The organism is Bradyrhizobium nitroreducens (genome assembly GCF_002776695.1).
Classification (GTDB): Bacteria; Pseudomonadota; Alphaproteobacteria; order Rhizobiales; family Xanthobacteraceae; genus Bradyrhizobium; species Bradyrhizobium nitroreducens.
The window spans coordinates 5,228,705-5,240,529 of sequence record NZ_LFJC01000003.1 but is presented as its reverse complement, the minus strand read 5'-3'; the positions used below and the strand labels follow the sequence as shown (position 1 = coordinate 5,240,529).

Genomic DNA, 11,825 nt, shown 5'->3' with positions numbered 1-11,825 from the left:
ACCACGCAGGATTTGCCGGGTCCCCCAACTCGCACAGCAGATCGAGACAACAACTTAACCACGGACTACACGATCGCTTACATCTAACGTTGTTCAATGGGCAAGCCAAGCCCCCCTTCGTCGCTCCCGACGAAGGTCTTGTGTCGATCGCCCGGGGCCAATCGACCGCGCGCTTCGGACAATCCGCTTCGGGTTTCTTCAGCAAGCACCATGTTGCACGGAGGCGAACAGGCGATCGGGGTCGTCGTCCAACCGGGCCGGCATTGTCCGGACGGCGGCGGTTCTTCCCGGCCGCAGCGCCTGTCCTGGCGCCGGTTCGTCAGCTCGACGCGCTCACCGTCTTCGACGTGATCCGCTTTCGAAACAGGATCGCCGTGTCGGCGAAGCTCGCGACATAGTCGTGGCCGCGTGCAAAATTGCGCAGTCGGGCCGCCACGACGGCGTCATCGGAAAAGCGCAGACCTTGCAGATACTCCAGCGCCTGCTCCAGCCCCGCCGCCACGAGGAAATTCCGCTGGGACCGCAGCTTGCGGACGAAGAACTCGAAGACGGTAGTCTCGGTCTGGCCCGCTTCCAGATAGGCCTGCACCATGTTCAGCTGGTACAGGTCGGTCAGGAGCGCACTTGGCGACATATCATATCCATGGGCAACCCAGGGGATCAGGAGGCTGGTGTCGCCATCTTCCTGGCCGGGAACCGCTTCAAGATTGCGATGACCTCCTCGTCGCCGACCTGAAGAAAATCACGGTAGTAGTAACCGATCGCGCCGAAGTCCCGTGGTGTATCCAGGCAGACGATCGCGTCGACCTCCCCGTGCAGTCGCTGCAACGATTCCAGTGGCGCGACCGGCACGGCGAGAACCAATTCTTTCGGCCCCCGCTTTCGCAGCGCCCGGATCGCTGCGAGCGTCGTCGCCCCCGTCGCAATGCCATCATCGACGATGATCGCGGTCTGCCCTTTGATCTCGGACCGGACGCGATCGCCCAGATAACGTTCGCGCCGCCGCTCGATCTCAGCAAGCTCCTCCTTGCAGACCGCGTCGAATGCATCCTCACTCACGCCAGCCAGTTCGATGACGTCCTGGTTGCGGACGATGAGCGGCTGCGTCCCGTCCACCACCGCTCCCATCGCAAGCTCGGGCTGCATCGGCACGCCGATCTTGCGGACAATAACCAGGTCGAGAGGCGCTTCCAACCGTTCGGCCACCTCTGCCGCAACCGGAACGCCGCCGCGGGGCAGCGCCAGGATGACCGGATGGCGGCTCCTGTACTTCACCAAGGCTCTCGCCAGCTGACGGCCGGCATCTTCCCTGTCCTGAAAGAGCATATCGGCGGACCCGCTTGAATTTCGGCCAGACTATTGCGTCGCCGCTCTGGATCGTTGATCGACGTCAAACCGTCTCGCTGCTCGTTTGGCAATAGGCCGCTATGCTGGACCGCCAGAACGAGCTTTCGACCGGGGATGCCGAGAACGACAGCGTCTCTGCCCTTCCTCGCAAGGTGGCATTCCTGAGCCTCCCCGAGACCTACACCCCCGCTCCTGGTCGCCTCCAGGCACGCGAGAGCCATCTGTCCAGGGTCTTCATGAACGGCGCGAGGGTGTACAAGCTCAAGAAGCCGGTCCGTCTTCCCTATCTCGACTTTTCGACCCTGGCGCGCCGAAGGACGGCGTGCATGGCGGAAGCCAATCTCAATCGCCGGCTTGCACGCGACGTTTATCGGGCGTCGTACCCTTGACTGAAAGTGCCTCGGGGGTTCGCGATCGATGGTTCCGGTCCGGTGCTGACTGGCTCGTCGTGATGCGCAGGCTCGACGAGGACGAGACGCTGGAGGCCAAGTTGCGCAAGGGAAGCGCCCGGCGGGCCGATGGACCAAATCGCCTCGATGTCGTCCATGGTCGCATCCGATTCGGCTTGCTCGTCGAAGACGAATCTTGAGCTGGCCATCAGATACATCTGCGAATGTAGGGCCGGTTGATCTCCCACAATTCCTCGAGCAATCCTCGGGCCGCGTCCTCGGAATTGATTACGGGATCGACCAGCAATGCCTGCAGTGCAAGCTCCTTCGAGCCCTGCATAGCCGCCTCAACGGCCAGCTGTTGAACGTTGACCTGGATGGCCATCAGCTTGCTCACCGCATCTGGCAACGGTCCGAGGGAGACGGGGTGAACACCCGCCGCGTCTGCAACAAGAGGCACCTCGACCGCGGCGTTGGCGGGCAGATTCGGAATCACGCCCTGGTTATAGACCACTCCCGACTCGATCAGCTGTTTCCGGTCATGCAGTACAGAGCAAATGATCGTCGCGGCCCGCTCACCAGAGGGCTGCAACCACCAAGGCGGCATCGCGACTCGACCGGCAAGGACTTCATCAATCAATTGCAGGAGCTTCGCGCGTTCGCGGTCGTCCCAATCGAAGTTGTAGCCGTCCTCTCCCCCCTCCCATCCGAAGGAGAAATACTCGCCGACATGACTATCGCCGCAGCCTAACCAGTAGCCGAAGGCGCGCAGCAGCTTGCGGGTCAGCGGTGCAACAGACTCCTGAAGCCTCTTTTCCTTCTCTTTGAGCTGGGGATAGAGATCCGCGCCGGTGTCGCGATCGCGAATGTGCAGGAGACACTGGAAGTGGTTCAGGCCGGCGCCCCAGACGTCCACGCGCTCCTCAGGCAAGCCGAGGATCGACGCCACCTGCGCACGAGCCAGGAAAATGCCGTGGCACAAACCAAGGCTCCGGATCTTGGTATGCTGCCCCAGCGCTAGGACGATCCGACTTTCCGGGTTTGAGAAATTGATGAACCACGCCTCCGGGCAGCGACGCTCCATCTCCCGAACGAAATCGAAAACAACCGGCAGCGTTCTCAGGGTGAAGAACAAGCCGCCTGGTCCACCATTTTCCCCCAGCGTGTGGCGAATTCCATACTTGCGGGGAATCTCGAAATCCAGTCGCCAGAGCCGATTGCGGTCAATCGCGGTCGAATGAACGACAAAATTGGCACCATCCAGCGCCGCACGCCAGTCCGTCGTCGACTCGATCTTCAGCCCTGCCCCAGTCCTCTCATTGACCAGCCGCGCAACGCGCTCGGACCGGCCCAGCCGCTCGGCATCTCTGCCAACAAGAACCAGTTGGCTACCCGTCAGATCCAGCGTCGAGAACAAGTCCCGAAACATGCTCATGCCAAACGATGCGCTGCTCGCGCCTAAGAACACGATCTTGGTCACAGCAGACATGACTGTTTCCCGGTCTCGTTCGGAACGCTTCGGTGCTTCAAAATTGCATCTCTGCCGTATCCGAAGTTGAGAAAGATCAATTGCGGAGGCTTCCGGCAGCTGACCTGCGGCGATGACCGCCGGCAAGCAAATCCGCGCCGTATCGACCATGTGGAAAGCCTGCGCTCAGTGCCATTCAGCGCCATCCGATCCATTGATCGGCTTGATGTCGACGATGTCTCCATCACGCACATGGCCCCGGATAGCCTCGACCTCAGCGGAGTTGATTTCAAGAAGCCACTACTTCCACTCCTGGGGATGTCCCTCGGGAGCGCGCCGGCCGCATACCGGTATTTTGCCAGCGCCCCCATGGCCCGTTCCATCGCGCTGCCGTCTTTCAGTGTTACAATGCACCTCATCGCGAACCTCGTCCGCTTCAACAGGCGGAAAAGATTCCGTCGCCATCGGGCCTCGCGTTGACAGGGATCAAGCTGGAGCTGGGAAACGCGAAGTCTGACGCCAAGCCGATAGTGGCCGCCGCTTGCTAGACCACGCGAACCGTACCAGTTTCGGATCAGAAACAACGCAGTGGAACGGCAAGATAGCGAGTTTCTTATGGCGATCGAGCCGTTGCTAGCTGTAGAAGATACCTCCGTCCACGTTGAGGGCCTGGCCGGTCACAAACGCAGAATCATCAGACGCGAAGAACGCCACGGGCCCGACGACGTCCTCCGGCTGCCCGAGCCGGTGCAGGTCCGTGACCTTCTCGAAATAAGCGACCCGCTCGGGATCGCGAAGATTGTTCATCCCCATCTCCGTCATGATGATGCCCGGGCATACGGCATTGACCGTGATGCCGAAGCCTCCGAACTCCATGGACGAAACCCGGGTGAAGCCGACCACGGCCGACTTCGACGCGGCGTAGTGGGACTGTCCCGGACCGCCCGTTCGAGCCGCGAGCGAGGCGATGTTGACGATCCGCCCGTATTTGCGCTCCTTCATGTGCGGCACCAAGGCCTGGGTCATCTGGAACACGCCGCGCGTGTTGACGGCGAACGTCTGATCCCAGGTCTCGGTGGTCAATTCGTCGATGGTCGCCAGCCTGAGTATTCCCGCATTGTTGACGAGGACGTCGACGTGCCCGAGCCCCCGGACCGCCTCAGCCACGGCTCGCCTGCAATCGGCGGCGTCGCTGACGTCACCCAGCACCGGGATGCAGCGGCGGCCGAGCTCCTTGACCTCCGTAACGGTCTCGAGGAGGACCTTCTCCTGGGCCGCGATGTCAGTCAGCGCGAGATCGTAGCCGCGCCTGGCAAGACCAAGCGCTATCGCGCGACCAATTCCGCGGCTTGCTCCGGTCACGATCGCATGTCGGGCCATGTTGCGTTCTCCCCTGGTGTTCGGATGAATGTTTCTTGAGGTGTGAATGGATCAGACGCGAGCGGGCTTGCGGACCGGGAGGCTGTTCATGGCTTTCACGGTCTCGTCGAACGACACGAGATTGGCGCCCGAGCCCAGGCCCGTCGCGACGATCGCGGCCGTCGCGGTCGCGAGCTTGGCGCAGTCGAGCAGGTCCCAGTTGCGCGCGAGACCGGCGATGAAACCGCCCGTGTAGGAATCGCCGCATCCGGAGGTATCGCGGACCGCGACCTCGAAAGCCGGCACCGTGAATTGACGTCCGTCACGTGTCATCACGAAAGAGCCATCCGCGCCGAGAGAGATGGCGCAGGCCCCCGCTCCCCTCTCGATGAAGAACCGCGCGCACGCGGCGGGATCATCGGTCCCGACCATGGCATTGGTCTCGTCGATGCTCGGCATGAAGAAGTCGACGTAAGGCAATAGCGGCTCGACCAGCGCCAGCGTTTCGCCTCGCGCCTGGATCAGATCGAGCGTCGTCGTGCAGCCGGCCGCTTTTGCGTCCCGCAGCAAGGCAACGGATGGCGCTCCGTCCATCGCAAGCAGGGAGCCAACCCCGCCGAGATGCAGAATCTTGCTCCGGCAGGCGGCCACTTGCGTTTCGGGCGCGATCCGCCAGCGGGCGGACGCACCCCTTGCGTGCATGACCGGACGCGATCCGTCGGGCCGGATCGGCAGGATCGTGGCCGAGGTCGGACTGCCGGCCATCCGCTCCATGAGGGAGATGTCGATGCCTTCCCGCTCCAGCGCATTCAGCATCCAGTCGGCCTTCTCGTCGGAGCCGACGGCGCCGACCGCGAGCGCCTTCAGACCGAGACGCGCGCAAGGGACGACCGTTCCGCCGGCAGTGCCGGCGACTGCGAGCCGAATTTCCTCGATCAGCAAGCGGCCGCCACCGGGCGGAATCTCGGTGACCGGGACCCCCAGAATATCCAGAATATAAGTGCCGCAGACGCTGACGTCGTGAGAGTGAGCCATGATTTCTCGCAGGACAGTGGTTTGATCGTGATTTAGCTCGACCGCTGGGGAATCTCGGGCATGCGGTCGTTATCGCGCAGGCCGTACTGTCCCCATCGCTTCAGGATGCTGTCGATTTCCTCGTCCGGCAGCAGCGGAGGAGAGCCAAGCTGAAGACAGCCGTGATACTGCTTGGCGAGCACCTCGACCTCCACCGCAAGCCACATGGCCTTGCGCAGGTTGGGACCGATGGAGATCAGCCCGTGATGTGCGAGCAAGCAGGCGCGGCGAAAGCGAAGCGCGTCCAGGGCCGCCTGCGACAGCTCGGCCGTGCCGTATTGCGCATAGGGCGCGCAGGGGATGTCGTTGCCGCCAGCTGCGGCGATCATGTAATGAATCGCAGGGATCGAACGATTCATGATCGCGATGATGGTGCAGAAGATCGGATGGGCGTGAACGACGGCGCCGACCTCCGGCTTCGATCTCAGGATGTCGAGGTGAAAGCGCCATTCCGTCGACGGGACGTTGCCGGCCGGCGCGGTCCATGAGCCATCCCACTTCATGGCCACGATGTCCTCGGGCTTCATGCGGTCGTATGGAAGGCCGGACGGCGTGAGCAGGATACCGTCGCCGGTTCGGACGCTGATATTTCCGGACGTCCCCTGGTTGATGCCTTGCGCCGCCATCTCGCGACAGGCGTCGATGATGGACTGACGAAGCTCCAGCTCTGCTTCGCGTCTGGTCATGTGCTGCTCCCACTCTCGTTCATGCGATTGCGCCGCGCTGGACCTGCCGGTCGACCAGCAGCCACGTGGTTCGTGCGATCGCCAACACTTCCTGGTCCGAACTCAGCAAGGCGCTCTCTGCAAAGAGCTTGCGGCCCTCCCGCCCGGTCGGCCAAGCCGCCACCACACAACGATCGCCGGGGCGTGGCCGGCGATCGACCCGCGCCGCCATGCGTCCGAGCAGGGCCGTTTCGTCGCCCTTCAATCCCAGGTGACGGGCGCCCACGCTGCAATAGCCGGTCGGACAGTCGAGAGCGGCCCAGACGAATTCGGGCGCGACATGGCCATCGTCGCCGGACAGGCTGCCGTGAGGTATCCAGGACGCCGCAAACACCACGGGCTTGCCCGGGACTGCTCTCGCCCGCAGCGGACCTGCGAAGATGCGCAGACCATCGCCGTGGCCGCGCGCGGGGCCACAGACGAAGCATGTCGGCAGGTCGTGAGTTTGCTCGTCGTAGGGTGTTCTGGCGACGGCTTCTTCCGCCGCCTCGTAGCTCACCTCGGGAATATCCCGAGCGTCTATCCTCGTTGCGGACGCGGTCGCGAGCAGCCTGTCGTTCTCGCGCAACTCGATCCCGCCGTCGGCCCCCGTCAGGACGTCGAGCGGCCGCTCCAGCGGCGGCGGCGCACGCAACGTGACTTCGGCGTCTCCCGCGACGTGCCTTGCGAGACATCCGCATACATAGCCTCCGTTGCCGGAGTTCGGCGGTCCCCGGAAGCGTCTGTCGATGACAAGCGATACCATTGCAGTCTTCGTCCGAGGCGTTCAGCGGCCCATCGCGAAGAACTCGTCGTTCGGACGCATGCTGGCGACATTGGCGAGGCGGTTCGACATGCCGAAGAATGCGGCGATCGCGGCAATGTCCCAGACGTCCTCCTCCGTGAATCCGTGTCCTTCGAGATCCTCGATGTCGGCGTCGTCCACCTCATAGGCGCGCGCCGAGACCTTCATCGCGAAATCAAGCATCGCCCTTTGCCGCGCCGTGATATCGGCCTTGCGATAGTTGACAGCGATCTGGTCCGCGATCTGCGGGTTCTTCGCCCGTATGCGCAAGATGGCGCCATGCGCCACCACGCAATACTGGCATTGATTGGCACAACTTGTCGCCACGACGATCATCTCGCGTTCGGCCTTGGTTATATGACCGGGCTTGTCCATGAGGGCGTCGTGATAGGCGAAGAACGCCCGAAACTCGTCCGGACGATGCGCGAGCGTCAGGAAGACGTTGGGGACGAAGCCGGACTTCTCCTGAACCGCCTCAATGCGGGAGCGGATATCCTCGGGGAGCGTTGCGATGGCGGGGACGGGAAAGCGGCTGATGGCAGACGCAAACATGTTCCAAGCTCCTGTTAGACAGCCGCGAGCGCGACGAGCGTTTCCTGATAGGCCTCGAACGCATCGCGCCGATCGTCGGCGTGGGGCTCGACCCGCACGAGGCAGGTGTGGGCCGAGCAGCCCTGGCCGAATTGAGACGTGCCGATGTCGAGCGTGAGCACGTTCGGATTGCCGGCAACCTCGAGGCCGCTATTGCCGGTCGGCGTGAACCAGGCGCCGGTCGGGAGCACCAGCACGCTCCGGCGAACCTTGTCGGTAACCTCGGCCGTCGCAAGGCACTCCCCGCGGCCGTTCCAGATACGGATCGTCTGGCCGTCGGCGATGCCGAGAGCAGCCGCGTCGCCGGGATGCAGGTGAGCCCGTTCACGGCCGTTGCGCTTCATGGCCCTGCTCGATGCGCCGGTTTCGAGCTGGCTGTGAAGACGGCCGACCGGCTGGTGCGAGATGAGGTGCATCTGGCCGGCATCGGCGGCGTTGCCGAGCCATTCAGCCGGCTCGATCCACGCCGGATGCGAGCGACAATCGGCATAGTCCAGCCTGGCCAGAGTCTCGCTGCCAAGCACAATCTTTCCACTTTCGGTCCTCAGCGCATGGGCCTCCGGCTCGTTGCGGAAGTCGGCGAGGAACGTCTGCTCGGCTTTGACCGGGCAGCGGGCATAGCCGGCTTCCCAGAACGCGTCGAAATCAGGCATCGCGAAATCGAAGCGCTCCGAGGCGTCGCTGCGGCAGGCCTCATAGAGATGCCGGACCCAGCCCATCTCGTCGCGGCCTTCGTTGAAGCGATCGGCCACTCCGAGCTTGCCTGCAATGGCGTTGAAGATCTCGAAGTCGGAGCGGGATTCGCCCAGCGGCTCGATTGCCTGCTTCATCGCCAGAACGAAGTCGGAGCGTCTGTTGCCGGCAAGATCGTTGCGCTCGATCGACGTGGTTGCCGGCAGCACGATGTCCGCGCGCTGGGCTGTCGCCGTGAACATCGGATCCTGCACGATGATCGTCTCGGGCTTCGTCCAGGCCTCCGACAGGCGATTGAGATCCTGATGATGGTGATAAGGATTGCCGCCCGCCCAGTAGACCAGCTTCGTATCCGGATAGGTGCGGATCTCGCCTTCATAGCTGAATGGCCGGCCGGGATTGAGCAGCATATCGGTGATCCGCGCCACCGGGATGAAGCTGTCGATCGGTCTGGTCAGTTGCGAGATGGCCGGAGACCGGGCCAGGTTGAGCGGCGCTCCCACGCCCCCCAGGGAGGCGTAGCCGTAGCCGACGCCGCCGCCCGGCAATCCGATCTGGCCGACGACCGATGCAAGTCCGAGCGCCGCCCAAAACGGCTGCTCGCCGTGATGAGCGCGCTGCAGACTCCAGCTCACCGTCAGCATGCTGCGCGTGTCGACCAGGCGCCTTGCGACCTCAGCAATCTGGCTCGCATCGAGCCCGCAGATGCCGGCGGCCCACGCGGCGTCCTTGCGCACGCCATCGGCATGGCCTTCGAGATAGCGAAGCAGGCGATCCGCGCCGCTGGTGCAGCGCGCCAGGAAATCCCTGTCGTGCCGGCCCGCTTTCACGATCTCGCCGGCAAGGCCGAGCATCAGCGCAGTGTCGGTGTTCGGGCGGATCGGCCACCATTCGGCATTGACCCAGTCGGGCAGATCGTCCTTCAGCGGCGAGACATGAATGACCTTGACGCCGCGCGCGACGATTTTCCTGAGATAGGTTTCAAGCCGGTGGCTGCCGATTCCGCCGGCCTCGTTTTGCGCGGTTCGAGGCGAGAGCGCGCCGAACACCACCAGCGTCTCGGTGTGCTGCGCAATCGTGTCGAGCGTATTGGCGCGGCCGCCGCACGCATCGTCGCTGCCCAGCGTGTGGCGCAGGATCACGGGACCTGCCGCGATGGAATAGGTGTCGACGTGCCTGGTGAAGCCGCCAACCAGATTGAGCATGCGCTTCAGAAGCGACGAGGCATGGTGCAGGCGGCCCGAGTTGGTCCAACCGTAGGAGCCGGCGAATATCGACGCGTTGCCGAAGGTGCCGGCCACGCGGCGCACTTCATCCGCGACCAGCGTCGTTGCCTCGTCCCAGCTGACCTGCACGAACTTCTCCCGGCCGCGGCCCCGGCGATCGCTCTTCTCGCGCTTGTCCAGCCAGCCGGATCGGACCATCGGTCGCAGCACGCGGCGCTCCGGGTTGGCCCATTCGGCAACCGAATGGATGATCGGGGAAGGAGCCGGATCGTGCTCGAACGGCTCGACGCCCACGATGCGATCATCCTCGACGAGGATCGTGTACGCACCCCAATGGCTGCAATGCGGGACCCGCTTGACCTCACTCATGCGTCAACCGTCCCAAGCTCGCGCCGCATCTGCGCGGCGAATTCGGGATAGGTCTCAGCGAGTTCGTCGAACACGCGGCCACGGAGCAGGTCGAGTGTCGCTCGACCGGGCAGCGCGGTCTGCCGCGGCTCGGCGTCATGGGCGAACCGGAAGCCGGTCGCCTCTTTGATCTCCGCGAGATCATGCCCGGGATGGACACTCTCCAGCTCGAAGCCCGGCCGCGTCTTGTCGAAGCGGAAGAGGGCTTTGCCGGTCAGCAGGGCGATAGGACCGCCACTCCGGAACACCCCGTCCGGACTGACACCGGGGGCACTGATGAAGTCCACCTTCTCGACGAAAACACGCGGCGTATGCTCCTCGCGGAACAGGATGACGCGCGGTACGACGAAATAGAGATAGGCCGACCCGAACGAACCGGGCCAGCGCACGCTCGATCGCGGATAGTCGCCGGCGCCGACGAGATTCACGTTGCCGAAACCGTCGATCTGGCCACCGCCGAGGAAGAACGCATCGATCCGACCTTGACCCGCGCAATCGAACAGTTCCGCCGAACCGTTGGTGAAGAAATTATGCTCGACGGAGCCGAGGATGGAGATGCGTGGGCCGACCGCGCCCTCCGCTTCCTTCATTGCACGCAGCAGCATCGCGCCGGCGGCGGGAATCGGAGACGAGGCGCCGACCGCGACATGCCTCACGCCATCGAGCAGCCGCGCGATCGTGCAGATCAGCACTTCGCGAGGGAGAACCTCGGCCATCACGCTGACTCCATCTGCGCCTGGCCCATATAGGCGGCGAAACCGTCAGCCGTTCGCGCGGCCTTCGCGTAGCGCGCGATCTCCGCGCTGTCGGTCGGATACTCGCCCCACAGGCCATAGGGCCACGCCCCCTTCGGAGCAAGCGCCACCGCCGTGACGTAGAGCGCGGGGAGCACGCCGGCAGCGGTCATCTCGTCCGCAAGCAGATTCTCCTCGACGATGCGCTCCACCGTGACGAGAACGAGCTGGGAAGCGTAAGCCATTGCGGCAAGCTCGCGCCGCCGTCCGATCCAGACATTGCCGAAGCGATCGGCCATCGGCACGTGGAATATCGTGACGTCGGGCTTGATTGCGGGAATCAGCACAATCGGATCGCCGCCGTCCGCCAGCGGATTGTCGACGACGCGCCAGTCGTCGCGATGACGGAGCAGATCCGTTCCGATCAGCCCCCGCAGCGGCATGAAGGGGCTGCCCTTCTGGGCAGCCATCAGTCCGGCATGGATGGCGGGACACGTCGCGTCCTTCAATCGGATCGCGCCTTCCTTGACGGCAGCGTTGAACCGGGGGGCGCCACCCGCTTCGCCCAGCGAGACGGCGCTGGTCTCGACCGAGCGGACCAGACCCGCGCCGACGAGCTGGTCGACCTGCAATCCGCCGGTCGGCACGCACACGAGATCGAGATCGCCCGCGCCATGCTCGATGATCGGCCGCGTCATGGCCATGGAGACGCCGGCGTAATCCACCGGCAGCGCCACGCGCATGCCCGGCTCGATGTGCTTCGCCATTGCGCGAGGCTCGCTCAACACCACCATCCTCCCAAAGATTGTTCTATATTGTAGAACACTATTCCAAATAAATGTTAGACGGATTTGAACGCGACTGTCAATCTCGCTTCACCGGATAGGCCTTTGTTTGCAGGGGATGTCGCTTGCACACACGATCGCAGCGCGCGCGGCTTCGTCGCGGCTGAACGGCGCGACTTGACAAGTGCGCGCGCTGCGCCAACAATAATTGGAATAACGTTCTACAATATAGAACAAATGGG

At 63.7% G+C, this 11,825-nt stretch carries 13 protein-coding genes; 2 read left to right on the top strand and 11 right to left on the bottom strand.

Features of this window, described 5'->3' with window-relative positions; translation table 11 throughout:
- Positions 1-319: 319 nt before the first annotated feature.
- Together TSA1_RS25445 and TSA1_RS25440 are read right to left on the bottom strand one after the other, a co-directional pair.
- Positions 320-634: a hypothetical protein gene (locus tag TSA1_RS25445; protein WP_100178722.1), complete on the bottom strand. Its 315-nt coding sequence runs from the start codon at positions 632-634 to the stop codon at positions 320-322.
- A gap of 26 nt (positions 635-660) precedes the next feature.
- Positions 661-1,326 (bottom strand): phosphoribosyltransferase, encoded by a 666-nt coding sequence (locus tag TSA1_RS25440; RefSeq protein ID WP_100178721.1) that lies wholly within the window; start codon positions 1,324-1,326, stop codon positions 661-663.
- Positions 1,327-1,427: 101 nt separating this feature from the next.
- Here TSA1_RS25440 and TSA1_RS25435 point away from each other — a divergent pair, with 101 nt between their 5' ends.
- Entirely contained in the window at positions 1,428-1,736 is a 309-nt protein-coding gene (locus TSA1_RS25435; RefSeq protein ID WP_100178720.1) for a hypothetical protein, read from the top strand.
- Complete coding sequence (locus tag TSA1_RS38990; protein ID WP_145984366.1) at positions 1,733-1,936, top strand: hypothetical protein; 204 nt, start codon at positions 1,733-1,735, stop codon at positions 1,934-1,936. Before TSA1_RS25435 ends, TSA1_RS38990 begins: the two co-directional genes overlap by 4 nt.
- Before the next feature lie 8 nt (positions 1,937-1,944).
- Here TSA1_RS38990 and TSA1_RS25430 read toward each other — a convergent pair whose 3' ends face one another.
- From TSA1_RS25430 to TSA1_RS25385, 9 genes are all read right to left on the bottom strand, one after another.
- Positions 1,945-3,225 carry a family 4 glycosyl hydrolase gene (locus tag TSA1_RS25430; RefSeq protein ID WP_100181335.1) on the bottom strand — a complete coding sequence of 427 codons (1,281 nt, stop codon included), beginning with the start codon at positions 3,223-3,225 and terminating at the stop codon, positions 1,945-1,947.
- A 612-nt stretch (positions 3,226-3,837) separates the two neighbouring features.
- A complete protein-coding gene (locus tag TSA1_RS25420; RefSeq protein ID WP_100178719.1) occupies positions 3,838-4,584 on the bottom strand; it encodes an SDR family NAD(P)-dependent oxidoreductase in 747 nt (248 codons plus the stop codon).
- Between the two features lie 51 nt (positions 4,585-4,635).
- Positions 4,636-5,598 carry a carbohydrate kinase family protein gene (locus TSA1_RS25415; RefSeq protein ID WP_100178718.1) on the bottom strand — a complete coding sequence of 321 codons (963 nt, stop codon included), beginning with the start codon at positions 5,596-5,598 and terminating at the stop codon, positions 4,636-4,638.
- A 32-nt stretch (positions 5,599-5,630) separates the two neighbouring features.
- A complete protein-coding gene (locus TSA1_RS25410) occupies positions 5,631-6,323 on the bottom strand; it encodes a class II aldolase/adducin family protein (protein WP_100178717.1) in 693 nt (230 codons plus the stop codon).
- Positions 6,324-6,342: 19 nt separating this feature from the next.
- Positions 6,343-7,107: a hotdog family protein gene (locus TSA1_RS25405; protein WP_100178716.1), complete on the bottom strand. Its 765-nt coding sequence runs from the start codon at positions 7,105-7,107 to the stop codon at positions 6,343-6,345.
- Positions 7,108-7,128: 21 nt separating this feature from the next.
- On the bottom strand, positions 7,129-7,698 hold the full coding sequence (locus tag TSA1_RS25400; RefSeq protein ID WP_100178715.1) for a peroxidase-related enzyme: 570 nt from the start codon (positions 7,696-7,698) through the stop codon (positions 7,129-7,131).
- Between the two features lie 14 nt (positions 7,699-7,712).
- Positions 7,713-10,025, bottom strand: coding sequence for a molybdopterin-dependent oxidoreductase (locus tag TSA1_RS25395; protein ID WP_100178714.1), 2,313 nt, complete (start codon positions 10,023-10,025; stop codon positions 7,713-7,715).
- The gene (locus tag TSA1_RS25390) at positions 10,022-10,780 is read right to left on the bottom strand and encodes a CoA transferase (protein WP_100178713.1); all 759 of its coding nucleotides are present in this window, start codon (positions 10,778-10,780) and stop codon (positions 10,022-10,024) included. Before TSA1_RS25390 ends, TSA1_RS25395 begins: the two co-directional genes overlap by 4 nt.
- Positions 10,780-11,565: a CoA transferase subunit A gene (locus TSA1_RS25385; protein WP_210421902.1), complete on the bottom strand. Its 786-nt coding sequence runs from the start codon at positions 11,563-11,565 to the stop codon at positions 10,780-10,782. Before TSA1_RS25385 ends, TSA1_RS25390 begins: the two co-directional genes overlap by 1 nt.
- Positions 11,566-11,825 lie beyond the last annotated feature (260 nt).

Bases quoted from the DNA above. Each gene is read 5' to 3' on its own strand.
- TSA1_RS25445 (WP_100178722.1), bottom strand. From the start codon at position 634: ATGTCGCCAAGTGCGCTCCTGACCGACCTGTACCAGCTGAACATGGTG.
- TSA1_RS25440 (WP_100178721.1), bottom strand. From the start codon at position 1,326: ATGCTCTTTCAGGACAGGGAAGATGCCGGCCGTCAGCTGGCGAGAGCC.
- TSA1_RS25435 (WP_100178720.1), top strand. From the start codon at position 1,428: ATGCTGGACCGCCAGAACGAGCTTTCGACCGGGGATGCCGAGAACGAC.
- TSA1_RS25430 (WP_100181335.1), bottom strand. From the start codon at position 3,225: ATGTCTGCTGTGACCAAGATCGTGTTCTTAGGCGCGAGCAGCGCATCG.
- TSA1_RS25420 (WP_100178719.1), bottom strand. From the start codon at position 4,584: ATGGCCCGACATGCGATCGTGACCGGAGCAAGCCGCGGAATTGGTCGC.
- TSA1_RS25415 (WP_100178718.1), bottom strand. From the start codon at position 5,598: ATGGCTCACTCTCACGACGTCAGCGTCTGCGGCACTTATATTCTGGAT.
- TSA1_RS25410 (WP_100178717.1), bottom strand. From the start codon at position 6,323: ATGACCAGACGCGAAGCAGAGCTGGAGCTTCGTCAGTCCATCATCGAC.
- TSA1_RS25405 (WP_100178716.1), bottom strand. From the start codon at position 7,107: ATGGTATCGCTTGTCATCGACAGACGCTTCCGGGGACCGCCGAACTCC.
- TSA1_RS25400 (WP_100178715.1), bottom strand. From the start codon at position 7,698: ATGTTTGCGTCTGCCATCAGCCGCTTTCCCGTCCCCGCCATCGCAACG.
- TSA1_RS25395 (WP_100178714.1), bottom strand. From the start codon at position 10,025: ATGAGTGAGGTCAAGCGGGTCCCGCATTGCAGCCATTGGGGTGCGTAC.
- TSA1_RS25390 (WP_100178713.1), bottom strand. From the start codon at position 10,780: ATGGCCGAGGTTCTCCCTCGCGAAGTGCTGATCTGCACGATCGCGCGG.
- TSA1_RS25385 (WP_210421902.1), bottom strand. From the start codon at position 11,565: ATGGCGAAGCACATCGAGCCGGGCATGCGCGTGGCGCTGCCGGTGGAT.